At 41.8% G+C, this 26,361-nt stretch carries 25 protein-coding genes; 4 read left to right on the top strand and 21 right to left on the bottom strand.

Going from position 1 to position 26,361, the window contains the following annotated elements; all coding sequences use genetic code 11:
• Positions 1-17: 17 nt before the first annotated feature.
• The 7 genes from csm5 to KUV50_RS16580 form a co-directional block, all read right to left on the bottom strand.
• Positions 18-1,451, bottom strand: a complete 1,434-nt coding sequence (gene csm5 / locus KUV50_RS16610; RefSeq protein ID WP_222581312.1) for a type III-A CRISPR-associated RAMP protein Csm5 — start codon at positions 1,449-1,451, stop codon at positions 18-20.
• Positions 1,444-2,502, bottom strand: coding sequence for a type III-A CRISPR-associated RAMP protein Csm4 (csm4, locus tag KUV50_RS16605; RefSeq protein ID WP_222581311.1), 1,059 nt, complete (start codon positions 2,500-2,502; stop codon positions 1,444-1,446). The genes csm5 and csm4 overlap by 8 nt, the downstream gene beginning before the upstream one ends.
• A 5-nt stretch (positions 2,503-2,507) precedes the next feature.
• Positions 2,508-3,206 carry a type III-A CRISPR-associated RAMP protein Csm3 gene (gene csm3 / locus KUV50_RS16600; protein WP_222581310.1) on the bottom strand — a complete coding sequence of 233 codons (699 nt, stop codon included), beginning with the start codon at positions 3,204-3,206 and terminating at the stop codon, positions 2,508-2,510.
• Positions 3,207-3,233: 27 nt separating this feature from the next.
• The gene (gene csm2, locus KUV50_RS16595; protein ID WP_222581309.1) at positions 3,234-3,611 is read right to left on the bottom strand and encodes a type III-A CRISPR-associated protein Csm2; all 378 of its coding nucleotides are present in this window, start codon (positions 3,609-3,611) and stop codon (positions 3,234-3,236) included.
• Positions 3,612-3,615: 4 nt separating this feature from the next.
• On the bottom strand, positions 3,616-6,345 hold the full coding sequence (cas10, locus tag KUV50_RS16590; protein WP_222581308.1) for a type III-A CRISPR-associated protein Cas10/Csm1: 2,730 nt from the start codon (positions 6,343-6,345) through the stop codon (positions 3,616-3,618).
• The gene (locus tag KUV50_RS16585) at positions 6,338-7,024 is read right to left on the bottom strand and encodes a CRISPR-associated endonuclease Cas6 (RefSeq protein WP_222581307.1); all 687 of its coding nucleotides are present in this window, start codon (positions 7,022-7,024) and stop codon (positions 6,338-6,340) included. The genes cas10 and KUV50_RS16585 overlap by 8 nt, the downstream gene beginning before the upstream one ends.
• A 218-nt stretch (positions 7,025-7,242) precedes the next feature.
• The gene (locus KUV50_RS16580) at positions 7,243-7,623 is read right to left on the bottom strand and encodes a hypothetical protein (RefSeq protein WP_222581306.1); all 381 of its coding nucleotides are present in this window, start codon (positions 7,621-7,623) and stop codon (positions 7,243-7,245) included.
• Positions 7,624-8,384: 761 nt separating this feature from the next.
• Here KUV50_RS16580 and KUV50_RS16575 point away from each other — a divergent pair.
• Positions 8,385-9,395, top strand: coding sequence for a helix-turn-helix transcriptional regulator (locus KUV50_RS16575; RefSeq protein ID WP_222581305.1), 1,011 nt, complete (start codon positions 8,385-8,387; stop codon positions 9,393-9,395).
• 273 nt (positions 9,396-9,668) lie between these two features.
• Here the strand turns inward: KUV50_RS16575 and KUV50_RS16570 are convergent, their stop codons facing one another.
• The 11 genes from KUV50_RS16570 to KUV50_RS16520 all read right to left on the bottom strand — a co-directional run bounded on the left by KUV50_RS16570 (position 9,669) and on the right by KUV50_RS16520 (position 19,812).
• Positions 9,669-10,646, bottom strand: a complete 978-nt coding sequence (locus KUV50_RS16570) for a DUF368 domain-containing protein (protein WP_222581304.1) — start codon at positions 10,644-10,646, stop codon at positions 9,669-9,671.
• A gap of 125 nt (positions 10,647-10,771) precedes the next feature.
• Positions 10,772-11,932 carry a zinc dependent phospholipase C family protein gene (locus KUV50_RS16565; protein ID WP_222581303.1) on the bottom strand — a complete coding sequence of 387 codons (1,161 nt, stop codon included), beginning with the start codon at positions 11,930-11,932 and terminating at the stop codon, positions 10,772-10,774.
• 10 nt (positions 11,933-11,942) lie between these two features.
• On the bottom strand, positions 11,943-12,941 hold the full coding sequence (locus tag KUV50_RS16560; RefSeq protein ID WP_222581302.1) for a DUF4340 domain-containing protein: 999 nt from the start codon (positions 12,939-12,941) through the stop codon (positions 11,943-11,945).
• Complete coding sequence (gene gldG, locus KUV50_RS16555; RefSeq protein WP_222581301.1) at positions 12,938-14,620, bottom strand: gliding motility-associated ABC transporter substrate-binding protein GldG; 1,683 nt, start codon at positions 14,618-14,620, stop codon at positions 12,938-12,940. The genes KUV50_RS16560 and gldG overlap by 4 nt, the downstream gene beginning before the upstream one ends.
• Positions 14,617-15,360, bottom strand: coding sequence for an ABC transporter permease subunit (locus tag KUV50_RS16550; protein ID WP_222581300.1), 744 nt, complete (start codon positions 15,358-15,360; stop codon positions 14,617-14,619). The genes gldG and KUV50_RS16550 overlap by 4 nt, the downstream gene beginning before the upstream one ends.
• Complete coding sequence (locus KUV50_RS16545; protein WP_222581299.1) at positions 15,357-16,256, bottom strand: ABC transporter ATP-binding protein; 900 nt, start codon at positions 16,254-16,256, stop codon at positions 15,357-15,359. The genes KUV50_RS16550 and KUV50_RS16545 overlap by 4 nt, the downstream gene beginning before the upstream one ends.
• 2 nt (positions 16,257-16,258) lie before the next feature.
• Positions 16,259-16,993 carry a tRNA pseudouridine(55) synthase TruB gene (truB, locus tag KUV50_RS16540; protein ID WP_222581298.1) on the bottom strand — a complete coding sequence of 245 codons (735 nt, stop codon included), beginning with the start codon at positions 16,991-16,993 and terminating at the stop codon, positions 16,259-16,261.
• Positions 16,990-17,787 (bottom strand): undecaprenyl-diphosphate phosphatase, encoded by a 798-nt coding sequence (locus tag KUV50_RS16535; protein WP_222581297.1) that lies wholly within the window; start codon positions 17,785-17,787, stop codon positions 16,990-16,992. The genes truB and KUV50_RS16535 overlap by 4 nt, the downstream gene beginning before the upstream one ends.
• A gap of 30 nt (positions 17,788-17,817) precedes the next feature.
• Positions 17,818-18,141, bottom strand: coding sequence for a DUF3098 domain-containing protein (locus KUV50_RS16530; protein ID WP_222581296.1), 324 nt, complete (start codon positions 18,139-18,141; stop codon positions 17,818-17,820).
• A 46-nt stretch (positions 18,142-18,187) separates the two neighbouring features.
• The gene (locus KUV50_RS16525; protein WP_222581295.1) at positions 18,188-19,069 is read right to left on the bottom strand and encodes a cell division protein FtsX; all 882 of its coding nucleotides are present in this window, start codon (positions 19,067-19,069) and stop codon (positions 18,188-18,190) included.
• Between the two features lie 239 nt (positions 19,070-19,308).
• Positions 19,309-19,812 (bottom strand): MgtC/SapB family protein, encoded by a 504-nt coding sequence (locus KUV50_RS16520; protein ID WP_222581294.1) that lies wholly within the window; start codon positions 19,810-19,812, stop codon positions 19,309-19,311.
• Positions 19,813-20,018: 206 nt separating this feature from the next.
• Here KUV50_RS16520 and argE point away from each other — a divergent pair, with 206 nt between their 5' ends.
• Positions 20,019-21,191 (top strand): acetylornithine deacetylase, encoded by a 1,173-nt coding sequence (gene argE / locus KUV50_RS16515; protein WP_261395336.1) that lies wholly within the window; start codon positions 20,019-20,021, stop codon positions 21,189-21,191.
• Positions 21,192-21,387: 196 nt separating this feature from the next.
• On the opposite strand, the gene KUV50_RS16510 is transcribed toward argE, so the two are convergent.
• The 3 genes from KUV50_RS16510 to KUV50_RS16500 all read right to left on the bottom strand — a co-directional run bounded on the left by KUV50_RS16510 (position 21,388) and on the right by KUV50_RS16500 (position 24,678).
• Positions 21,388-21,711, bottom strand: a complete 324-nt coding sequence (locus tag KUV50_RS16510) for a hypothetical protein (RefSeq protein ID WP_222581293.1) — start codon at positions 21,709-21,711, stop codon at positions 21,388-21,390.
• 38 nt (positions 21,712-21,749) lie between these two features.
• The gene (locus KUV50_RS16505) at positions 21,750-22,004 is read right to left on the bottom strand and encodes a hypothetical protein (RefSeq protein WP_222581292.1); all 255 of its coding nucleotides are present in this window, start codon (positions 22,002-22,004) and stop codon (positions 21,750-21,752) included.
• Between the two features lie 259 nt (positions 22,005-22,263).
• Positions 22,264-24,678, bottom strand: coding sequence for a thiamine pyrophosphate-dependent enzyme (locus KUV50_RS16500; RefSeq protein ID WP_222581291.1), 2,415 nt, complete (start codon positions 24,676-24,678; stop codon positions 22,264-22,266).
• A gap of 241 nt (positions 24,679-24,919) precedes the next feature.
• On the opposite strand from KUV50_RS16500, the gene KUV50_RS16495 reads away from it, so the two are divergent.
• Positions 24,920-25,354 carry a DUF1573 domain-containing protein gene (locus KUV50_RS16495; RefSeq protein WP_222581290.1) on the top strand — a complete coding sequence of 145 codons (435 nt, stop codon included), beginning with the start codon at positions 24,920-24,922 and terminating at the stop codon, positions 25,352-25,354.
• A 207-nt stretch (positions 25,355-25,561) separates the two neighbouring features.
• Positions 25,562-26,323 carry a peroxide stress protein YaaA gene (gene yaaA / locus KUV50_RS16490; RefSeq protein WP_222581289.1) on the top strand — a complete coding sequence of 254 codons (762 nt, stop codon included), beginning with the start codon at positions 25,562-25,564 and terminating at the stop codon, positions 26,321-26,323.
• The last annotated feature ends 38 nt before the right edge of the window (positions 26,324-26,361 follow it).

Raw genomic sequence — 26,361 nt, 5'->3', positions numbered from 1 at the left:
GGAATAGGGTCTCACCATTAAAGGAATTTAGAAAATGCAACCTGATTAATCTCTCCTTTTTTTGTTACTGATTTCACATCTACTTCTACAAAAGTCTCTTTATTGATGCCAGCGGGATAGCGAAAATCATATTCCTTATTTTCATATCCCTCGATGTAAAGCTTGACCACAGTATTTCTTAATCCTTTCTTTCGTCCGGTACCAATTGCGGTAACTTTATCTCCTGGTTTGAATTTGCGATATTTAATTTTCGTAGTTAACTCAGATTGGAATCTTGGTTGTTGTTCTTTATATTGTGATGAAGATTTTGCTAATGTACTATCTATCCCACTTTTACTTACTGACTTTAATATTTTCTTCTCCTGAATCAATCCTTCAGGAAATTCTATTTCTACATCACTTTTACTAAGGAGAATGAAGCCCATAGGCCACAATTTATAATCTCCTTCCACATATGTAAATGCAAACTTCCGAGTTTTGTATTTTTTCTTTCCATGCATCGCAGGTTTCTTCCACAATCCGGTATCGGTATGATCACGATATTGCCAGTCTCCGGTAATACTATGAAATCCTACTCCAGCACCTACACGCAATACTGCAGCATGATCCAGATTGTTTTGGTGTTTTAGCCATTCAAACACTTCCAAAACTTTATCTTTTGATGCTTCAAAATATTTATTTACAAAATTGATTTCCCGATCTAGGTGGGTATTGGTATATGTCCTAATGTGCTTAATCAGATTAGAAGAGAAATCTGGTGATAAAATCTCACTAAAGTTATTTGGAGTTTTGTTTCTTTCGTACTGCTGATGTAGCATGTCTTTAAATTCAATATGTGCTTTAGTTTGATCGCCCGGTAAAAGTGTTTCATAAATAATATTCATTCCATGTTCTGAAAAATTATTTACATTAATATTCCATTTCTTTTTCCATCCTTCTCGTTCATTTTCTTTCAGACTCATTATGGCTGTGTTATAAAAACCATGTTTACTGAAATGAAGATCTTGGACCCGAAGGAATTTTAAAATTGAATTTTCTATGCTTCCAAATATGAAATCGAGATCAGCATTTTTCGCTTCATTCTTTTCTTTCTGATAATGATGCAGCAACATAGATCTTAGGGCACCCTTAATCGATGAGCCGGGTAAATATGGATAGCCTAATCCAGTTTTTATCTGGGATTTAATTTCCCATCCATGCAAACTTTTTGATTGTATTACTGAAGAAGATACGTCTTCAAATACTATTTTGTTTTCTTCCAGAATCTTCAAAAATCCATTGTTTTTTTCAGCTTCATTGGCTAGCTGGTAAGCTGGAATTCTTTTCAATAATTTTGCAGTGTCCAACAGATAGAGTCTTCCTTTTTTAGTCACAAAATCAAGACCTTTTGCCAGGTTTTTTTCATTAGATACTCCAACATGTACAGGAGTCAAAATCTTGATATTAAACATCATTATTCATTTTAGTAGGAATAACAAAGGATTTTCCACAACGAAGAACTGGAGGCAACTTTACGGTATCCGCAATATTTGGTTTTAAAGAGATTCCGGGATTACCGAATATTAATGGTTTGGCTTTAATACTCTGTTTTCCATTTAGTTTGAGAATAGATCCTTCTTCCATCATATACACACTTCCTTTTCTAAATTTTTGATATCCGGGAACAGTAATCCACCCGCCTCTTTTAATCAGTTCATATCCAGGTTTAATAATTTCTTCACCGTCTTTATTAATTTGTACTTCACTAGTCCAGTTCTGCCATTCTTCACTACTATTTGGAAGTAATAACCCTAGGTTGATCCCGGTACTGAAATTATCTGGTACTTTCAGTTCAAGGTCATCTTTTACATAAGTAAAATGACCAAGTCCTAGATTCCTATCTGTTCCCAGTCCCCTGTCTTTCAAAATAAAGAGACATTGTTCTATAATATCCTGATCCGTTTCAGAAGCTAAAAAATATAATCCAGCTCCTTTCCCAAAATGCAACACATCAAATACATAGGGATTGGGCTGATCATCTTCTCTTCTATGGCGGGGAATAGCTACTCTTTCCCGAATTTCATTATAATATATTTTTGAATTTTCATTTGCTAAAGAGGGAGAAAAACAGGAATCATGAATAAATCTTCCGACTTCGTCAGTAGTGAAATTTTGCCCGTGCAGTATTCTTTCGAAGAAGTCTTTACCTATCCATTGAATACCTTTGATGTCTTTCCGATAATCTAGTAATTTGTCTGGTTCGTTAAATCCGATTCGCATTTTGGGTCGAGGGAAGAAATATTCTATTTTACCTTCAATTTCTTTGAATGGAAAGAGGCTGGAAATGGTGAACTTTGGAATATACTCTTCATCTATGCCCTTAAGCTCAGTTATTACCGCAGAGAATGCAGCGTAAAGTGTATCCGACCGGATAAAATCTTGGGATTGAGAATAATTATCCGGCTTTTCATCACCAATATGGATTCCATGTGGAAACGACAGTCGAAAAAGAGAAAACTTCATATTTTTTATTCAGTTATTATTAAATCATTCTCTTCAATCGCTTTATAATATTCTTCACTTGATAAATCATATTTAACGTATTTCAAATCTTGAAAGCTCACCCTGCCATATCCTCTTGAGCCATTTCCTCCCAGGTAATCCTTTTCAAGAATAGACATTCCTTTCTTTAAAAGCTTGATTTGAGTATTCAAATCCTCTTCATCTTCACAAGTCAACATCATTCTCAATTCAAATTCGGCTCCTGAAGGGACCCTTTCAATATGTCTCAATCCACCCTCTGAAGTACCTGAAATCCGGTCAATTGTATTTTCAACCTTTTCTTCTGTGTATGGCATATCCAAATGTTCGCTTAATCTTAGTTGTTCTTCACTTTTGCTACTAAGGAAAGAGTCATACACAATAAGCTTTGAAATAGTATTATCATTTGAAAATCCAAACAGAGAATTTATCTCAGTAGATCCACCCAGTTCCACTCCTTTAGTCTGTTCCAGAAGCGATCTTATTTTTCCACGTAGCGAACTGCCGGGTAAATAAGGTTGAAGATCTCCATTACGCAATGTTCGAATCACTGGGCTATCTATCCCTCCAATGCTGTTGGCCTCGCCGCTTCCTCCAATATGAATCCCGGATAAAATGTGAATTTTCCCGGTAATCTCTGTTTTAAATTTTATAGGCTTCATTTCTCTTATTTTATTATCTGACATTATTTTGTTTTTATGATTGATTTAAAGTTAATTCCCACCGCTAAACTTGTGGAAGGCTACTATGGATTCAATGATTTTGACCATGCGATAAAAGCTTTCTTTTTTATTATCAGAGCTTCTATATGCTTTATCCATTTCTTTAAAATATCTATAAAAGTCTTTGATTTTCGACTTTTTATTTCTTCCTGTCGCATAAGCAAGCTTAACTGTTAGTAAAGGGATATCTTCTTTATACCTTTCATAGTCTGACTCTATCCGGCGGAGTTCTCCAAAAAATTTTCTTAGCTGAGAAGTTGATAGTTGATCCGTACCTGAAGCTAGTTCTTTCCCTTTATTTTGGGCCCAGCAGACAGTTTCAAAATCAATAGAATTTGTGATCCAACTTTCTTTAAATCCATTCATCATTTATTTATTTTAACTGGTTTAGTAATTCAACCCATCGTGCAGCTACCGCCAATAGATCTATGTTTCGGGATTGATTTGAACACATGATTTTTTTATAAAGCTTATCGATGTGTTCTTCATTATCTTTAGAAGAATATCTTTTTAGAAAATATAGCAATCGCCAGATGTAGCTATAATCCACGACCGTTTTTGAGTCTGACTCCTGGTCCTTTTTAATTGTTCTGGCGATTTGGATTTTATGTAATAAAGACACGCCACTACCATGGGTATCTAAAATCTTTTCTAATATTTCCTTATATTTTTCCACATCATTCCATTCTTCCCATCCTACCTGGATACCAAATAATGAAATAGCGGCCCGATTTGTCTTTTTACTATTTATGTTCCGTTCAAAATTTTTGGCAGATGTCTCTGCTTCTCCAGCCATTTGAGCACTCTTGGAAATAGGGAATTTAGCCCCAGTTAGAATTAATCCTCCAGAAATATCGATATTTGGATTATGGCAGGTGAACTCTTTGAAGCTTTCCCTTACTTCCAGGCCAAAATCCAATATCCTATCCCATCTGCCCACTGCAAAGATGTCATCTCCACCGGAATAAAGAATACTGACGAAATCTTTATATTTATCTGCATTTCTAATGGTATTGAGAAACCCGCTGAAAAATATATCCAGTTGAGAGGAAAGCGTTGCATATGCAGAGAAAGTCTTCAATTCTTTACTTAATCCCCGAATAAATATTGATCCCAGATTGTCAACATCCATTCTTAAAACACCGAGTTTGGCACTCTTTCCATTTTCCGCTATAACCAACTCATTAAATGTCTTTAATCTACCATATTCAGATTGTGGTTGTTTATTACCGCCATAAAAACTAAAACCATAGGAGGCATTATATCCCTTCAAGTAAAATTTCATGAAATCTGTTCGATTGAGCATATCACAATGAACATCTGAAGAAGATACGATTTTTCTAAAATCTGCATCTTCTCCATCTATTAAATTGAGATCATCGAATAGATGGAATCCAGTATTCCCGTTAAGAGGTCGAATGGAGAGTCTCTTGTTTGTCTTATAGTTCTTATCTTCAAAACTGTGATGTTTGGAGAATGAAAAATTAAAATCTGCATCTTTCAACACACGGCCGAGTTCTGTTTGAACATAAGTTTCTTTGGATACATAAACTTTCTTTTCGCTCGCATCATGAGTGTCCAAGGTTTTGAAATCCATCCCATATAATGGCTCCCCTGTGCATATATCATATTTATCTGTAAAATCGAGTTCAATCCCCTCCTCTCCATTCCCAAACAACAGATGAAAAATGGAGTCACCAGAATTGGAATTTGGAGCAATGATTGATTCATATTTTCGGCTTTTACTCTTTGCAGCTTCCTCACTGACCATTTTCCATAAGTCTTCCATTTGGATTACTTTCTCTTCCGTAGTCACCAATCCTGTTTTAAAAGAACCATCTTGTTGTTTATCAAACCGGTACCGAAAGGGAACATAACCAATACATAAATATAATGTAAGCTTATGTGTATTCCATAGTCGCCTCTCCATCTCCTTTTTGACTTCCTCCAGCGCTTTCTTTACTGCCTTTGTATTCGGAAGGAATAAATAGGCTTTGCCACCACTATTGTAGATGGTTTGTATGGTACTCAGCTGTATAGCTTTATGATTGCATATTTCCTTTATGACTGACTGCATAAGAAGATGTAAATAATACGATCTCCCTTTCAGTGACATTGCCGCTTTTCGTGAAGCAATATTGTAAATAAAAGATTGAATTCCTGATATATCAATACACGTGAGCAATACGGGATAATGGTTATCTTTTATTCTAATTCTTTGTTCTGTAGAGTTATATTCATATGGGTCAATCCCAACGTCCTCCTCAGTTGATTTTTGATATTTATATAAACAAGCAGCTATGCCGGCAGTTGTTTTTAAATGGTTGTACAGTGACACATTAGCCATACCGATAGTACTGGAAGGAATACACCATGTAAATTTTTTCAAAATATGATCGAGCGTATCTATAAATACTCTATAATTTTTAACTGGTATTTTCAGAAAGTCCTCCTTGAATTGATTATAAAGGATATTATATTCCGGAGTTAAATCTTTAATTCCGTCCTGGGTTAAACGATATGGGAAAATGGAATCTTTCTTCAGATCAAGAGCCCTTAATAAATATCCATATCGATAAGATGATTCATTAGGCTGTTCTTTTTCCGGTGAACCAGTATTTTTATCTAAAGAAATATTTTGAAATATACTCTCAAGAGGTCGTCTCCTAAATGCATATTTACCAAAATCAATAGCTTCATCATATTTTTCTTCCATGGCGAAAGAATCATTTCTCCTGTCTAAACCTGAACTCCACCAATCAGCCATTTGGATTAAAGCTTGTACTTCAGAATGAGGATTATGATGATATATAGAAAGATTTATCAAATTATCCTCATTTGTCTCCGTGGCATCAGTTCCAAACTCCTCATTAAGATTTTGCATTAATTCCCGGAATTTAGTTCCAAAATCTTCAAAAAATTTATATGTCCAAAAAGCATGTTTGTAGCCTAAACCTCCATATCGATTCTCAGGACAAATTAAAGTCATCAATTTTTTATACCGACGATATAAATCTGAATCTGTAGCAATATTTTCCTGACCTCGCTGGTAAAATTTTCCAATATCATGGAGTAAAGCTGCGATTGTAATTCTTTCAATCATTGTAATTCTTTCTATTTTTCCTATACACCACCCCAAATCCCGTACTGGCGGCCTTGCCCAGTCCGATGTAATCAGGGAGTGATACATTGGTATAAAAATCTAGTTTATAACTTTTATAGTGCATGCCTTTGTAGGTGACCGACTTTGGCGCGTAGATCTTCTTTATCTGGACCTTGATTTCTTTCTTGATATCCCATCCCAATTCATGTGCAAATTGTACGATATTATTCTGAAGGATACGCTCCATAAATTGTGTCCGCTCGACCAATCCATTGAGCGACTGATAGGTCTTATGATTCTCCGGATTAAACGGGAGCCAATGGTTGATGCCATAAAACATGGGTTCCTGCCACACTTGCAGTAGATGGTGCCTCAGATAAATCCGGGCAATGTCCGGAATATATTCCTTCGCTCCTATCCGTAGTGGCTCCTTACGATTCTGAAAAAAATGATGGATTTCATCGGCCCCATCTTCGAGACACACGATCGTCGGGCGGTGCTTCAGGACCTTGTACTGGATCAGCGGATAGCGATAGATGACCGCTCCGTTGGAAGCATGCTGATGAAAGTGATCCGGGGCCTCTTCCATGGCATTGATGATGGCGCCACGGAACCGGTGTACTTCATAAGGCTTTAAAGGAAAATCCATCGAGAAATGAAGGTATCGTATCTTTTTCATGCGGCAGGGGTTTAAAAACTTAGGGTTTCATTTAGCCAATTTTAACACATTTTGACCTTAATTCAAAATTTTAGGATTCTATTTTTTGAAAAATCAGTATATTTTTAAAATTATTATGGGTTTATATCCATTAATTGCATTACGTTTTCACACTAATTGGTTGGCTAACTAGAACAAAATCAATACGCAGATACCCAGTATCAACGTGTCTTCTATATCTATAAAATGAGTAGAATACCTTTGGTATAGCCATAGGTATGGTCTATTTTTAAGACAGCCTCATCGTATAGAGCGAGCTCCAAACAGTAGTCTGTTTTAATGCAAAAATCAGTGCCTTCCAAAGCATATAGATCCGGTGCCTCCCTTGTTACATTGACTTTATAACTCCCTTCTTCGATAGTCGTGGGAATCAATATAAGTTCTGCATCCTCCAGGGTTCCGTATGGAGTCAGAACCTGAACGCCGTATTCTGCCTGGATTGCTTCATATATTTCAACCACGATGCACTCATCAGCATCCAACACCAAACCAGGCTCAGAGAACGAAAATGCTAAAACGATAAAAAGAAAATAGGTGCACTGTCGAAAAATTTCTTTCATAATGGGGTTGTTAGATGATTTTTGGACTTCCCTCTACTTTTGAGGAGGAACGAATCAAAGATAACAAAGACATGTGCGGATTTCCTTCATAGTTGCAGAGTCACCACCAGTTTGAAGACAACTGTTGGGATGATTTAGATCTGACAGGCCTTTCAATGAACGCCGGAGCTGAAAGCGAAGGAGATACAATCCTCTCCGGAGCTGAAATAAACATCTGAAATGAAGGAGTGATCAGCCGGCTTCACAATCCGCATCGCTCCGACCTGCCCTAGTGCACGAACTCATAAATACCATACACTATTGAAGGCTTCTTTTATTGACATATCTTCATCATCAAAATCCTTACGTAGCTGTGGCTATGCGCGGTTTTGCTTCTTTGATCTGTCAAAAAATAATCTCTTCCATAGCATACATTACTTATGATTCCGCGCACTGAGGCTTGCGAATCCGACTTAATGTATGAACTAAAACTGCACAACCCCTATTTACCTTTACATCGTTCACCCCGCTTATCCCAACGGAGATGAACACACTCTTTCCCAGCAGGATCCCAAAAGAAGCACTTTCCTGCGGTGCGCCTATCCTCGCCCATCGTCATTCCGCAACTTTGTCATCCAACAAGGCCGCTCTGCGGAATGACATTTTTAGATGGCGCCTGTATTATGATCAGTTAACATCAGGATGATAAGTTTTCATTTCAACCCTAAAATGTGTATCTATGAAAATATTTTTGGTTTCTAAAAACTTTACAAAAGAACGAGATGCCCCTTAATAAAAATCAGCAAATCCGAGCACAAATCCTGGATCGCTGCTTGTCCAATGTAATCAAGTGGTATTCGATCGATGATTTACTTAATCATGTAAATGATCACCTCGTCCAAGAGATGGCCATTGAACCAATTTCCAGACGAACCCTTTATACCGATTTAGAGCGACTGCAGGATCCGGACTTATACAATGCAGACCTTGAAAAGAAAACCATCAATCGGAAAGTCTACTATCGATACCGCCAAAAAGGATTTTCGATCACGAACAGCCCTATAACGCCCCAGCAACTCACTGAACTGCAGCACATCCTGCTGTCTCTGGAACGGGTGTCCAACTTTCCCTTCGGTGACTGGTTGGACGCACTGCGCAAAAATGAACATCTACCCTTTCCCAAACTTTCCAGTAAGCAAGCCCTGATCAGTATCGAACACAATCCGGACTTGATCGGTATGGCGGCATTTTTTGTAAAAGCCTTTCAGGCCGTCGTGAATCAACAAGTTCTCTCCATCGATTACCGGGATTTCACCGGCACCGATTACTCCTACACGTTTCACCCTTACTATCTCAAGCAATATAACCAAAGGTGGTTTCTCATCGGACGACAGGAAGCCGCACCCGACACCATCTGGAATCTGGCCATCGATCGAATTCAAAACCTGACACCGGTTCAACATCCCTTTATTCCAACCTCGATTGATTTTGATGATTATTTTTATGACATCATCGGCGTGACCCACCAGGCCGACAGTCAACTGGAAAAGATCCTGTTGCGGTTTTCGGAGGAGACCTTACCCTATGTCCTCACCAAACCACTGCATCCCAGTCAAAAAACACGGAAACAAGGATCGGAAACTTTGATTCAGATTACCGTCAAGCCCAATTATGAACTGTATAGCCTACTCCGGAGTTTTGGTAAAAATGTGGAAATCCTCGAACCGACTTCCGTTCGGGAAGCTTTTGTAGCGGAACTGAAGGAGGCGTTGGACATTTACTTGCAGGTGTGAGCATGGGTATGCGTCTGTGTCACGTCCTTACATCCGTACAATCCGTTTCCCGTACACTATTCCTATTATAATACATAACACACCGTGCATCAATTTCTTAAATTCCAAAGTTAAGCATATCACATAGTCCAATTTTGGGTGCCGTTTGACTTTTGAATCATACATTATCCTCGGGACAGAGCCCTCCCACAGCCAAGGCGGGGACAGGTCGGTAAATCAAAAACCATCTATGTTGCGGGCTCCCCCCTTCCCTTTTGATTGATCAACGGTCAGTTATCGATCCGTAATGCTCAATTGGTCTTCGACCCGGGCCAACATATAGATTAAAACTACCCCTACTATAAACATGGTGATGGCCAAGATTAAATGAGGGTGCTCAATGGAAGCATGTAAAGGTGATAAATTCTCTTCCCGGATAATCTTGATGTGCTCCGGATCGAATTCCAACCCGGTCAATTCAATCACTTTTCCCGATTCATCTTGTCCCAGCACCGGCCGTTTCCACGGCCAAACCTTATTCAGCGACCCGATAATAAAACCGGTTAATACCGCATAGGTCACATACTTGAATCGGCCAAACAGCCAACTCAACAACCTGGAAAAGAACGCCAGACCAAGTACAGCTCCTACTCCAAATACGCCAATTTTCAACATCGCAATTCCATCAAATTCGGATAGGAAAGCCCGCGCCTGTCCCAATACCAACGGATACATTCCAAGTAACAACAATATAAACGACCCTGAAATACCTGGCAGTATCATCGCTGATATCGCAATCATCCCCGACAAAAAGTAAGCCCACAATGCATCATTCCCACCAGACGGAGATTGAATCGTAATCATATACGCAATCGCTACCCCAAGCAGTAAAGCTATAACAATCTTAATATTCCAGCTCTTGATCATCATTCCAAGGTACACGGAAGACGCCAGAATCAGGCCAAAGAAAAACGACCAGATGGCTACCGGATGATTTTCCAGTAAATAAGAGATCCCAAATACTCCGATGACAAGGCCTCCAGCCATACCCGCGAACACCAAAATCAGAAAAGACAGATCGATTTTTTTTGAAAATTCGTGAAACTTTCCCCGCAGCAAGTACTGGATTGCTGTTTTGTCTACATTTTTAATCGAACCAATGAGTCGTTCATAAATTCCGGCTACGAAGGCGATGGTTCCCCCGGATACGCCGGGAACTACTTCGGCGAGTCCCATGATGGCCCCCACAATGGCAATAAATCGTTTTTTCATTTGCTAGCAGTTTGTCGGTTGCTTACCCGGATCTCAGCGAAGTATAAAGTGTACCTGCACTTGGAAAGTGGTAAATAAATTTTCCAAAGAATGATCCTGATTGTAAAAAGGCGAAGATAGAAATATCAATGTAAATCACTTCTATTATGGTCTGAGGTTCGCTTAAATTTCAATTTGATCCGATCCACCAGAGTTGTGTCCGGCTCCAGCGCAGATCCTGTTTCATTCCATATTTCAGGTTGCCCGCTATCTATCCAGGCCGAATACCAAACAGAACCCACAGCATGTATAGCTCTCATCCACTGTTCTTGCACCATACCATTCATAAGGTTCATATACTCACGAGCCAATCGGGGGCAAGGGGTACGCACCAGGGTACTGCCCCGTTCTTCATAACAGTAATGATGTTGTTCTGCGATATTTTGGCGCGCCTTCTTATCCATGCTTAAGACGCTGGGCACCAGACTATAGCTATGCAATACTGTGCTCCATATAAAGTCGGGTACATCCTCAATATATTCAGCGGGTCCCACCAAAGAATTGAAGTGTGTTTTCTCAAACAATTCTGGTATCCGACTTTCCCAAAATGAATGGATTCCCAGCTGATCGGTGAACTGTCCATTGTAGTTACTGGTCGTATGGAGGGGAACATGGGCATCTCCGATATAGTGACCCAGGTCTGCGCAGATCTTCACAATCAATTCCAAGTCTTTATGCTGCATTGCTTCGACCAGCTGCCGATACATGATTTCCACATGATACGGTACGATGCCATGCTCTATCAAGGAGTCATAAAAGGTCAATCTCCCTTCGCTCTGCGGATACAAAAATTCATCAATAAAAATAATGGAGTCATTCGACATACCATACAGTTCCTGACGAAGAGCAAATGAATCGATCGATAACATCGATTTATTTCCCAAGAACTGAATTCTTCCCGCTCCCTCCAGCATGGGCTCCATCACTTGCACCGAATCACCAGTCTCCCACTCCCAATGGCCTTGCAATAATCGATCAAGTGTAAAGTCGCGAGTCAGCATCAACGAATCTCCATCGTACCAATAATCCAAATCAATAAAGTGTCGAGCACCTTCTCCAGGAACCGCATATCTTCTTCGATCCGGATCTACTGCACGGAGTTGTAAAAAATCAATATGAAATTTGAAAAACTGATTCACGGGCGGAGGAACCGTTAATACGGCATAATAATTAATCTTTCGGTGGGCAAAAAATCCCCAATCGTTTACCGCAAACGATAAACCAAACAGCATGACAAGAACTGTCAATAACCCTACATTATTCTTCCTGACCAAAGTCCTTTAAAGATACGAAATGTTCATATCCCGTAAAAATCTTTTGCATCAACAGGTGCTGAGTCAGGTAAATTACCGAATCGTTGTAATCCGTATAATAGCGCTCTACCTTTTCCGGACGTTCTCCGATACGGGCATAATCGATCCACTCTGTGGGATAAAATTCTACTTTTTGAACGCTTCCCTCAGGGTCTGTAATAATTAAACGGCAAAAGGGCGTAGCAGCATCGATTTCGGGTCTTTTGGAATCGTCCAAAATAGCTTCTGCATAGAGCGTGTTGATCTGATCAAGATAGGCTTCAGCCAGATACTCATGAACCGGAATGCGCCCGGCACGAGCGTTTACCAACGGACTGACGTAATATTTTTTATCGGTTTTGGTCAGCACCAGGCTGTGTTCCTGGCGAGTAGGGTATTCGAGATGAATCGTCTTTATATCCCCAATCGGGTGTATGATTTGACGAGATTTCCAATCACGGATAGACATGATGTATCGGGACCTTAACCCGCCTTCAAATCCGGGAATATTGACGATGACCGGCCACTCAGAACCTTCCCGCATCATAAAAGTACCTCTTTCATCCGGCGTAACCCCACCGATGTAAAATACCAGCATCGATTTTCCTGATTGGTCCTTCACATTGACCCGGACGCTGTGACTTGCAAGATCTTTGACTACATTATCAAGTGCTGCTTTTGGAACCAGAGCGGATACACGTTGGTCATACATTGTCTTCAGCAAATTGTTGATGGCATGCTGTCGGGCAGGTTGATTATTGACAAACCAATTATTACGATCTCGGGAGAGAACAATTTTCTGACCGTCCCGATCCAAAATTTCAATCTGATGGATTGATGCCGTATCTGCTACATTGAGAACCAACTCATCACGAATAGTTGATTCATTGGGGTCTTTTCCAGACCACCAGGCGAGAAAAACCAAGAAAAGAACCAGCGCTGTACCGATTAACCATTTCTTCATAGACCAGTATATTTCCTTTTTCGGTACAAACGCCAAACCATCGAAACCAACACAATGGACATCACAGGAAACACACCATTTCCCACCTGTACCAGGAGCCTATGCTGGTCCACACGCTGCGCATCCAACAACCGCATTTCAACCTTCTTTCCACGCAACGGCAAAATAGCACGCATTCCCGTCATATATTCCATGGCGTTGTTCAAAAAAGCTTTATTGTCAAAAGTATAGTTCTCGTAAGGATCAAAGCCCAGGGGTTGCGGTTGCCGTCTTTGGGGATCAAATCCATTCCGCGCGACATCTCCGTCAGAGACGACCAAGATCTGCGTTGGTGTCGACCTTTCCCGAAAGGACATGCCCAATTCATGAAGGCCAGAACTCATCGATTCTGTTACTCTATTCTGATAAAGCGATTCAAATTCTCCTTCCAAAAGATAAGCCATGTGTAAGTTGCCATGTCCAAATGCGGACACATCTGGTTGGAACCGGACCATATCAAGTGACACTTCTACTGGATTAAACTGATACCGGGCGTGCGTTCCGGCATGCAACAGTGGTGTTTTGCGAACAGGAGATTCCAGCGGTTCAATCACCGATGCATACTTAAGCTGTATCCGGTCCAGCCCCTTCGTAATTGCCGAATTATCAGACGGGATAGCCGCTAGGTAGTAATACCACGGGAAGAGCTCATATTGGTTTTCCCCACCCACCTGGCCAACTATCATTGGTCTACGGGTATGTTCCAGGCTCAATACCAGATTGGATTGAATACGAACGCCATACTTGAACAATAGATCATCCAGGTTAAGTGGATAGTTTGTGCTGACATAGGTCCCGTTAAACCGCAAGCTGTCTTCATTCACCCGCATTTTATCCATCAAAAACATGAGCCGCCCGCCTTGCATAAGATATTGGTCAATCTTGAATTTATCTTTCTCTGAAAACGGGTCTGTCGGCTTTGCAATGACCAACACGTCAATTTCACCAGGTATAGCCACTAAGGAATCCAGATTGGCCCGGGTGGTGTTAAAATAAGCTCGTAAACTACGTTCCCAGTCAGCCGTTTCGGCCGGAGTCAATTCTCCATGCCCTTCGGTAAACACCACATTTTTCTTTCGTTCTTGAAACAATCTCATTAGAGCACTGGTAAACTTGTATTCCAGCATAGCTGCAGACTGAGCAATGGTTTGATCATTTGGGATTCCGGCCCGTTCCGCTTCTAAAAGGTTCACATAGACTTTTTTCATCCCAAACTGGATTAAGGCATATGGATAGATCAATTTTTCTGTGGACTTGTCCTGAATCGATAAGCGGACAGGTGCCAATCCGTTTTTTGAAAATTCCTCCCGTCTGCGATTGACCTCTTCCACACTTCCTACAGAAGGATTATCATAGCGAATCATAATGTTCGCATTTTTCCGTGTGAATTGGGTCAGTAAACTTTGAGTACTCTTTTCCAGCCTGGTAAATATCGCCGGAAAGTCACCGGTAAGATACACCGTAACGGTCACCGGTTCGGAAATAGCATCCACCACCTCATAGGTCGTGGGAGCCAGTGTAAATCGCTGGTCATCTGTAAAATCCCATTTGACATTCCATTGCACCGCCAGGACATTGACGGCTATCAATCCAGCGCCGAACAAAATGAAACCCCATATGTGCGTAGTTATGTGATTCATCGGTTTCTGATATTTTGAATACGCCACCAGGTGAAGTGAAGAAATACATATACCAGCGACAAAACATAAACAATAGATGCCAATGGAATCAATCCTTTTCCCATCTCTTCATAATGAAAATCAAGTCCCAGATATTGCACCCAGTAATCCCATTGTCCATAAAATACGGGTAAACTGCTGAGCAAATAAAAAGCCCAATACCAAAAAGCGCATAAAAACATACCAACCATCAGTGCAGACAATGGCACCGAGACGATGGATGACGCAAAAAGGCTGATCGCTGTAAAAACCATAATCAGTAAAAATAGTCCAAGGTAACTGCCTGTCACAGCTCCCAGGTCGATATTGCCGACGGGTTGAGCCAGGTAATAAACCGTCACTACGTAAAGCAGTGAGGGAATCATCCCGATGCATACAATCACTAGTCCACTAAGGTATTTCGCTAAAATAAGCTGAATCGTCGTTACAGGTCGGATGAGAAGCAAATCAAGTGTGCCCCCTGCTATCTCCGCAGAAAGTACATCCATATTCAAAGCTGGGATAAGAAAAATCAATAGAATCGGTACATAGGAAAAGAACAAATCCATACTGGCATAATACCCATCCAGTATTCCGTAATCCGGCAAAAACCAAAGCAACAAACCTAAGATGATATAAAACACAATCAACGATACGACCGACCCCATGTGACTAAAAAAACGACCTAAGTCTTTGCCGATGATTGGTAATATCGAGTTCATTTGGTGAGTTTTTCAAAGAGTGATGCCACACTGGTTTGTTCCACCCGGCTTTCCAATAATACTACGCCAGCTTGCACGGACCATTGATACAGATCTTTTCGCATATCTGCACCTGGATGAGCGACCAATCGAAGCTTTCCTGGTGCTAGTTTTTCACAATAGTCCATGGTCGATATAGCCGATAAGGACTCCGCTGGCACCTCAGAATCAACCTCTGCCACGATAACCTGTCGGCCATCCTGCTCGGCTTGAAGTCTTTCGAGACTATCTATCACTCTGAGCTCCCCCTTGTAGATGATTAATACCCGGTCACAAACCTGTTCCACTTCAGAAAGGATATGAGAACTGAAAAGTATGGTTTTTTCCCTGGCCAGTTCACGAATTAATTGTCTGATTCCGGACAATTGGTTGGGATCAAGCCCCGAAATGGGTTCATCCAGAATAAGAATTTTCGGATCGTGCAGAATGGCAATCCCCAATCCTACACGTTGTCTAAATCCTTTTGAGAGTTGTTTAATTTTTTTGTTGGACTCCTGCCCCAAACCTACTTGTTCAATCACTGCATCGACGCGGCTTCCGGACACGTTGTGAATCTTTGCATAGAAAGATAATATTTCATAAACGTACAGATCCGGATAAAGCGGGTTCGTTTCAGGCAAGTAACCGATGGACCGACGAGCTTCTGCGGGGTGCGCCCATATATCCAGGTCACCATAATATACTTTGCCTTGGTCCGGCCGCAGCAACCCGGCAATCATTCGAAGGGAAGTCGTCTTTCCGGCACCGTTTGGTCCCAGAAACCCCAAAACACCTCCCTGGCTTGCAGTAAAACTCAGCTGATTCACCGCCAACTGAGGGCCATACCGTTTTGTCAGGTTCTCAACCGTAATCCCCATAATTATCCGTGCAGTTTTGTCTCTTCCAGTGCATTGATCGCCTCGATCAGTGCATCTATTGTCCAGGCATCATCGACGTGGTAGGAACCAATCTTAGTCCGCCGCAATTCAGCCAGATGTCCTCCACTGTGAACTAAACGTCCAAAGTCGTCCGCAATTGCCCGAATATACGTTCCTTTGGAAACGGTTGTCCGAAAATTCAAATTTGGAAAGTCTACATAGTCTAGTTCAAAATCATGCACCTGAACTTCCCTGGATTTTATGCGAACAGCTTCCCCTCTTCGTGCCCGATGATAACTCCGCTGCCCATCCACTTTTATGGCTGAATACACCGGCACATTTTGCATGATGATGCCGGTCAATGATTCACGGGCGCGTTCCATTTCTTCTTCGGTAATATGATCGATGGGAAAGTGCGCATCAAATGGTGTTTCAAGATCAAAACTCGGGGTCGTAGCACCCAACGTTATTACTCCCGTATATTCTTTGGAAAGATTTTGGTACGATTCGATCGTTTTTGTCAATCGTCCGGTACAGATAATCAGTAAGCCGGTAGCCAGGGGATCAAGTGTACCCGCATGCCCTACTTTGTGCTTGCGCACATCCAGTTTATTTTTGATCGTCCCCCGGAGCTTAGCAACCACATCAAAGGAGGTCCAGTTCTTCGGTTTATCTACCAAAAAAACCATTCCTTCCCGCAGGTGGAGCATCGTCAGATTCTTTAGTTGTTGATTCATAACAAGTAATGTAAAGAAATCGCAAAAATACCGGCCACTACACAATATATTGTAAAGTAATAGAGCTTGCTTTGTTTGACCATTCGGATCATCCATCGACATGCCCATATTCCAACCACAAATGACGTAGCGAAACCGATCAACAAGGGGATGGATGCCCCTTCCTGAATGACTACATCATTGAATAAAAAGTCCTGCGCGATTTTGCCAAAAATCAATGGAATAACCATTAAAAATGAAAATCGGGCTGCTTTCTCCCGATCGATGCCGAGTAATACACTGGCTGATATGGTCGAGCCGGATCGGGATATCCCGGGTAATATGGCAACCATCTGAGCAATGCCAATCAAGAACCCATTGAACAGAGTTACCTTTTTATGGGTCGTCGTGGCCCGGTCTGCCAAAAGTAGCAGTCCGCCCGTAACCAGCAAACAAAATCCGACCAACAACAGTTGACCTGAGAACATTCCATTGATTTGATTTTCAAAAGCAAGTCCGACAACGACGGCAGGAATCATACTGACCAAAATAGCTACAGCGAAACGAATACTTTCAGATGTTCTTCGCAGAAATATATCAACCAAAAGTTGACGAATATCTTTCCAAAAAACCACTATGGTCGCCAAAGCGGTACCAAAGTGAAGTACGATGGTAGTCATCAGACTGTCTTCCCTTAGCTGATCTGCTCCGATCAATGCCTTTGCAATCTCCAGATGACCGCTACTACTTACAGGCAAAAACTCTGTCAATCCTTGAATAATACCAAGGATGATTTTTTGCAGAATTTCGTTCATGACCAAGCAAATTAAATCTGCTATCACAATTTACTTCCTGAAAATACCTAGAATAGGCAAAGCCAGTCCGATAAGGATAACAATCGGAGCCAGGGTAACTCGACGAAATGAATAAATGATATTCGGATCCCAGGTTTCATCATCGGGCATATGGCCTCCGCTCATCAAAAACATGCCCACCACAATCAAAAGGAAACCACCACCGACGAACATGTAGTTTTCGTTGGAAAAAAGAAAATCGCTGTAATGCGTAAACGCATTGGACTTGGTGACAGATTCTTTTCGCCGGACCGGAGCTTTTCGCTTCCGGGGCGCCGTGCTTTTAATTACTTTTTTCTTACGTTGCGCGGCCATATTCGAAGTTTTATTTCTGTAAAGGTAGGATTATAAACGGAAAATCCTAAAACAAATCACTCATGTTCTTCCGCAAGTATTTATTTACTACAAAAACGGTACTTACCGCCTGTATCAACAATCCCAGAATAAGAACGCCCGCCATAATCAACATCGTACTTTGCGGATTGAATATCGTCAGAATGGAAGGATACACATAGTAAATATAATACCCCAAGCCGGCCAGTGCCAGGATAGCGATGATTCCACAAATCAAACCATAGACCAGACTCTTTGAGAGAAAAGGTCGGATGATAAATCCCCATCGTGCGCCGACCAGCTCCATCGTTTTGACCACAAAACGATTTGAGTACAAAGATAATTTAATCGTATTGTGTATCAGAAAAACAGCAATGAGCAAGATCAGAAAACCAATGACCGTCATCCCCCAGTTCACCAAATTCATGTTTCGAATCGCGGTATCAAAAAGTTCATCCTGAAAATAAACCTGACTCACCCCGGGGCTGAGCGCACGAATGGAAGATTTAAGCGCATCTACTTTTTTCTTCTCCACATCCACTGCATTGAGATTAAGAACGATCATATCCTGCAATGGATTCGGAAAATCATCATCAAGAAAATCTTCGCCAAATTCAGATTTAAGATTCTGAAATCCTTCTTCTTTACTGATCAACTGAACACTGCCTGCTTTCACTCCATCCAGTTCCTTGATCGAAGAAGTTACTTTTTTCAACTCAGCATTTTTAATATCGCGGTGGAGCTCTACCGTAAGATTGACATTTTCTTTCAAGTAATTGATCAACTCATTGGAATGCAACCACGAAAGCCCCAACAGCCCCGCCAGAAAGAGCAACAAGGTCACCGATACATTGGACAACCAATAATTCGGTTTTGGACGATACTTGGATTTTTTAAAATTTCCTGCCATGGCAATTGGATGTTATTGATTAGATGTTAACCTCGGGGTTAAAGCCCCTCCGTTTGACAAATATAATACATTAATTTTAAACGTAATATATAAAACCGAGGCAAGTCAACTTTTATTTTGGCTGTTTTGCAGTCCCACCATAGCTGCGGCCTGTCCGGACAGGTATTTCCACCAAGGGTTCAGATCCGACAAAATGAGGAGTAGCGCATACCCACTCCGCGCCACTTCCAAAGAAATGATTAATTATCCGTTTCCTTCCCATTCTTTCGAAGCACCCAATTTTCAAATCGATGAAACAATGAATTGATAATTAATAAGACCACGGTCACTGAAAGAGCCAATACATACAGATGAAGAGCAACGGCAATACCGATCGCAGCAGACATCCAAATCGTAGCTGCTGTCGTCAAATAATGAACCTCCTCGCCCCGCTCACTTTTAATAATCGTACCAGCCCCGATGAATCCAACTCCGACAATGACGGCATGAAGTATTCGCACAGGATCAGCCCGAATCAGTTCTGCATCGAGTGCCATCCCAAAATAAAGGACACCAATACGTCCTACTTCTATAAACAATGTCGCAGCGCCGGCTATAATCATATTCGTACGAAATCCGGCCGGTTTACCCTTCAATTCCCTTTCTATTCCAATCAATCCCCCCAATACCATAGCAATCAGGATGTCCAGTAGGATCAGCCACTGCTGATCATAAGATGCTAATTCTTGAATGGTTTCTTCCATGCGTATTTATATTGTTTTGATAAATCATCCAAGGCTGTGCAGGTGAAGGAAAACTTATTTTTGCAGCATTTCAACCCGATTGTGACTTGTTCCTCATTCATATCGCACAGCTCTGATTTTGCCTCCGCCTTTCTCATGCTTAATTTACAAAATATCCGCAATTACTTTTACCTTCGTTCACTCAGTCTTTGATAATATAAAACTTTATGATGACAGAATCGACACTTTCAGCAGAGGCCATTCTCAGGAAATTGGTTTCATTTCCCGTTTTGGGAGGTGAAAGCAACCTCCCCATCGCACAATGGATCAGAGGTTATATGAACGACTTGGGTGTGGTGTCTCATACCATGACGAATGATGATCACACCAAAATAGGAATTCATGCCCGCATCGGACCGCCTGTGGATGGTGGGATTATTCTTTCGGGTCATATGGATGTCGTACCGGTGGAAGGTCAGGACTGGGATACCAACCCATTTGAAGTAGTGGACGACGGGAAAGGAAAACTTTATGGCCGCGGCACATGTGACATGAAGGGTTTTTTAGCATGCTGTCTGCATCTCATACCTGAAATGATGGAAGCCAATTTGAAAAAACCTATATACCTGGCCTTTTCTTATGATGAAGAGGTTGGTTGTCAGGGTGCTCCGGCATTAATCGATGATATAGGAACCACTTATGCTGAAAAACCGAAGTATGCCATTATCGGAGAGCCTACCATGATGCAACCCGTAATCGGCCAGAAAGGCATATGTGTTCTTGAAACCACCGTCAATGGTTCAGCCGGCCACAGCAGCCGGATCCGGCAAGAAGTCAGTGCTGTTCATGAAGCGGCCCGACTGATTGTATGGATTGAAGAAAAGATGAATGAGCTTATTCAGAAGGGACATTTAGACGACCGCTTCGATCCACCGCATTCTTCCATGCATGTCGGGTCGGTAACTGGCGGGATCGCCCCCAACGTGATTGCAGATCAGGCCACATTTGAATGGGATATGCGGGTCATCCCAGGAAATACAGTAGATCAAATCCTGGATGAATTTCATCAGTACTGCGCTGAACGGGAAGAAAAATTAAAATCGATTTTTCCGGACTTTAAGATCACGACGACGATGGGACATTACCCAGTTCCTCCCCTGGACACCAGTGCTGATAGTGACATATTAAAATTAGTGCAGAAACTGACTGGCAACCACAGGTGGGAGACCGTATCCTATGCTGCGGAAGCCGGACAATTCTCCGAAGCCGGCTATGAGAGCATCATCTGTGGTCCGGGGAGCATTGCCCAGGCACACCGGGCGAATGAGTTTTTGGAGAAAGAACAATTACAACTCGGGATTGCATTTGTAAAAAATTTGATTCAGGAACTATCCTTATAAATCACAAACCATGCATGCCTTTTTCGAGGTATTTACCACGATTATCATTTTTAATCCCGCTTTATACACCACTTCAATCTAGTATGTTGCATAATTTCCAGTGCATCAATTAAATTCCAAAATTGGGCAAATTACATAGCCCAATTTTGGGTGACGATTGACTTTTGCGGGTGAATTGACGACAATACACGTAAAATCATAGTGGAGTCACCGTCCGGTCTCTATCTATAATCTCCACTATATAATCTCCGGAAGGTAGTATTAAAACTGTATTGTCACGATCGTACTCTTTTTCGATAATATCAATGGGGACCGACTCTTCGCCTAATGCTGATCGATAAGCTTTGACTAGATAAGGAAAATTCTCACCTGTTACTTCAAAATCAATTATCTTATTACCAGGAAACTTCACAAGCCGATCTGGTATGTTGGCCTGATATTTTTCCCGATTTTCCCCAAACCTATCATATGGAAATACTTCAAATCCAATATTGATAGCATCTATGATTAAATTTGACATTTGTGGTTCTTTGATATAAGTTCCCACAAGAGGCGAATTCAGGGGTCTTCCTGTGAAAATGAATCAAGACCCCATCGTAATTTTATTCCTTTGGGAACAGATAATGCCTTTTGATATTCGCCAATATAGGAAAAGTTCTGTGCGCCTTTTCCCACATTCATATCTCCTGATCGAAGGCCTTCCTGGATCTCGTAGCTAAAAAAATAGCTGTAAAGAGGGACTACCTGTTCAGTATGTTGCGCACAAACCAGAAATGGAGACAGGATGATTAGTAGATAAAGTAAGCTATTCACAGAGAAAGATTAAAAGGGTATAAAAGATTTATGGACTACCAAATATGAAAAACGGGATCTGCGTAGCAGGCAACTTGATGAAAAAATTCCTGTTCCCCTCTTGCAAGTTGCTCCCCCGCTTCAAGTTCCTTCCACCAATCACCACAGGAAAGTTTACCTCCCCTCACGAAGTAGGGAGCCGCCCTACCCCCTATAAATGTAGCGACCCAACATCTAACAGCGCAGCGACCCAACACCTAACAGCGCAGCGACCTAACACCTAAATCACCACCGGATACTTCTCCGGATTCACCTGATGCAACATGTTAAGCACTTCCATAACAACATCCTCTGAATTGGGCTTGGTGGTATAATCGCCGTCATCGCCATACGCCGGCCGATGCTCCCGGCTGGAAAACGTCCGAGGCGGGATTTCAAGGTATTCAAATATGTTTTGTTCAGATAGGGTGCGTTCCAGCATATAGGCTGTTCCACCTCCCGGGACATCCTCATCGACGAAAAGCACCCGATTGGTTTTCTTTACTGACTGTCCGATCAGGCCCTCGGTGTCAAAAGGCATCAGGGTTTGGACGTCAATGACTTCGATGGAGATGCCGTAATTTTCCAGATATTCCGCTGCTTTCATTGCGATCCACAGTGTAGCACCATACGAAACGACGGTAAGGTCCGTCCCTTCGCGTATCGTTTCAGCCTGTCCCAGTGGCACCGTAAATTCACCCAGATTGTCCGGTCGGCGTTCTTTGATCCGGTACCCATTGAGCACCTCAATAACGATAGCAGGATCATCGGACTGAAGCAAGGTATTGTACATTCCGGCTGCCTGAACCATATTACGAGGTACGCAAAGATGCATGCCTTTCAGCGAATTCAGCAACATGCCCATGGGAGATCCGGAGTGCCAAATGCCTTCCAGGCGATGCCCCCGGGTGCGGATAATGGGTGCACTCATTTGCATGCCGTCCGTCCGGTAACGCAATGTGGCGAGGTCATCGGACAACGGGGCGAGGGCATAGATAACGTAATCCAGATATTGGATCTCAGCGATGGTTTTGAGCCCTCGCATCCCCATCCCAATCGCCTGACCAACAATCGTCCATTCCCGGATCCCGGTGTCAAATATTCGATGTTCTCCAAATTTTTTCTGCAACCCGGCAAATCCTTGATTGACATCACCCAATTTTCCAATATCTTCTCCGAAAGCAAATAATTCAGGATACCGCTCAAAAGACAATTCAAAAAATTGGTTCAGGATTTCATACCCATTGAGGACTGGACTGTTCTCTGTAAACGTCGGTTTCACCTCGGGGATCTTAAGTGGTGAATGTGCCGTGTCCGAATACAAATTAGAAGAAATCTGTTCATCAAGCACAGCCATTTTATCTTGGAGCCACTGCGTCAATTTGGAGTGGTTAATATTCTTTAAAGCCAGATCATGACTTATTTTCCGGCCGACAGATATGATGTGTGATAATTTTGGGAATTGAATTTGTCCCAGTTTATCGTATTTTTCTTTGATGGATTCAGGTTCTCCGTTGCTTCGATAAATTTCTCGCACTACCTCTGTAAATGATTCTTTATCCCGTCTGTTTCGGGAGGTCATTTTTTCCCAGGCTGCATTTTTTGCTTTTTTCACCACTTTCGTAGCTTCCTCTTTGAGTTTATCGAGTTCGTCCTGCGAAGCCAATTCATTTTCAATGATCCATTCGCCAAATTTCAGGATGCAATCATTTTGACGCTCCCAATCCAATCGCTCTGCTGATTTATATCGTTCATGGGACCCCGATGTACTATGCCCCAAAGGCTGCGTCATATCCATCACATGAATAAGGGCGGGAATATGTTCTTCCCGAATTTTGCTCACTGCCCGTTCATACATTTCCACCAATCCCGGATAATCCCATGCCTTGGCTGTGTATATCCGGATGCCGTTTTTGTTTTCATCAATCAAAAACCCTTCCAAAGCTCTGGAAATACTCTCTTTAACGGTCTGATATTTTTTAGGAACCGAAATGGCATACCCGTCATCCCATACATTAACCGCCATAGGCACCTTCATAACGGCAGCGGCATTCATCATTTCCCAAAAAGGGCCTTCCGAGGTGCTTCCGTCTCCAATTGTAAAAAAAGAAATGCCTTCTCCCTGATCATTAAGGGGATGATCTGCCAGTTCGGGAACTTCCCTGAATTTTTGTGAAGCCAACGCCACCCCGATTCCGCGTGCCACTTGCCCAGCCGTAGAAGAAATATCAGCAGTCACATTAAAAGTTTCTTTGTGATTCGTAAATTCACCTTTATCATCGATCAGCGGACTCGCAAAATGACTGGCCATCTGACGTCCGCCTGAAAAGCGATCATGATCACTATCTGCATACACTTGCGCAAAATAACTCTCTAAATCTGCAGCTCCAATGGCAAACATAAAGGTCTGATCACGATAATACCCCGTCCGGAAATCACCCTTTTTGAATGATCGAGCCATCGCCACCTGGGCAACCTCCTTGCCACTTCCTCCGATTCCAAATTTGGCTTTTCCGGTCAAAACTTCTCTCCGGACCATAATAGAAGCTTCTCTACTCACACAACAAATCCAAAAATCATGCAAAACCTCTCGGATGTAGGGCTCATGTCCGGAAATAAATTGATCTACTCCCGCATCTGTGATCAGATTCTCCATATGTTATTGTTGATTATGCCTCAAAATACGGTAAATATAGTACTTTTCAAAATTAATCAAATGGATACCTCCCCAAAAAACCGCCTCTTAAAAATCCGTAATCAACTGATTACCAACTCTTAAGTGCAAGTAAATCAGCCACAGGCCGGTTTAACTTTTATTTAGGGAAAGATTGTTTTCCTAAGTAAGTCGAAAGGCCGTATATTAGCTATTGCTTATTCATATAATTAAATCATTTACAATGAAACATATTGTGCTTACATTGCTCTTGGCAGTCGGTTGTTTATCGTTCGGCTTGGCGCAAAACAAATCCACCCCAGACGAACAAAAAACAAGTTTGAAATTTGAGAAAACGACCGTAGATTACGGCACGATCGAGAAAGGATCTGATCCCTACCGTTCTTTTGTTTTTGAAAATGCAAGCGACGAACCGGTTGCAATAAAAAGCGCGAAAGGATCATGTGGATGCACCGTTCCAGAATATCCGAAGGAACCCATCATGCCTGGCCAAAAAAGTGAAGTAAAGGTACGGTATGACACCCAACGTGTGGGACCTTTTGGAAAAACAGTAACGCTGATGACTACAAAAGATGAAAAAATCGTCCTTACAATAAAAGGTAAAGTATATAAAGCTGAGGACAAAAGTGTTCCCGCGCAGGATCAGGCTGCATTCTAAAAGTACGCCTTAAAAAAACTAAAAAGCCCTTGAAACATTTCATGGGCTTTTTTTATTATACCTACGAAGGATCGGAAGAGCGTTCCACCCCTTCCTAAAAAACACTAATATTAAATTACCGTCTTCCCAATAGATCTTTTTCTGGGACCGACGTTCCATCATTGAAAACACCAACGAAAACCGAGCATATAATACTGAACTTTTACTATGATAATTATCCTTTCCCCCTCCAAAACACTACGCGACGAAAAAATCGAACACCCCAATCCGTCCCCACCCTTGTTTCAGGAAAAGACCGGTCAATTGATGCGGAAACTCCAACGATTGACCAAATCCGAAGTCAAGAACCTGATGAGCATCTCCGACAACCTCACAGAACTCAACTACAACCGATACAAAGCATTCGAAGATGACTTCAAGGGCAATAACAGTGAACCAGCCATTTTCACCTTCAAAGGGGATGTGTTCCAGGGTCTTCAAGCAGAATCGTTTACCGCAAAAGATCTGGAATACGCTGAACCCAGATTATATATATTATCCGGTCTGTATGGTTTGCTAAAACCCAGCACACTGGTACAGCCTTACCGACTCGAAATGGGTACCCCACTTCCGGTGGACCGGAATAAAAATCTTTATGAATTTTGGGGTGACAGTCTAACTCAACAAATTAATGCCAGCATGGAGAGTGTCGGTTCGCCCTACCTGGTGAACCTGGCTTCCAAGGAGTATTCCAAAGCTCTTAACCTCAAGAAGGTAAAGGGGGAGGTCATTGACGTTCATTTTCGGGAATGGCGAAACGAAAAGTGGACGTTTATTTCATTTAATGCCAAAAAGGCACGGGGGACGATGGCCAGATACATTCTCCGGAATCAAATCGAGGAAAAAGAAGACCTGAAAGGGTTTGACCTGGATGGCTATGCATTCAATGAGGAGTTGTCTTCTGAAAACGAACTGTTTTTCACTAAATAAATTCCCCATACACGAATTTTAACTGCTACTACACCCAT

It is taken from the genome of Membranihabitans marinus (assembly GCF_019802045.1).
Lineage (GTDB): Bacteria > Bacteroidota > Bacteroidia > Chitinophagales > Saprospiraceae > Membranihabitans > Membranihabitans marinus_A.
The sequence above is the reverse complement of the archived record's forward strand: the minus strand, read 5'-3'. Positions and strand labels throughout refer to the sequence as shown.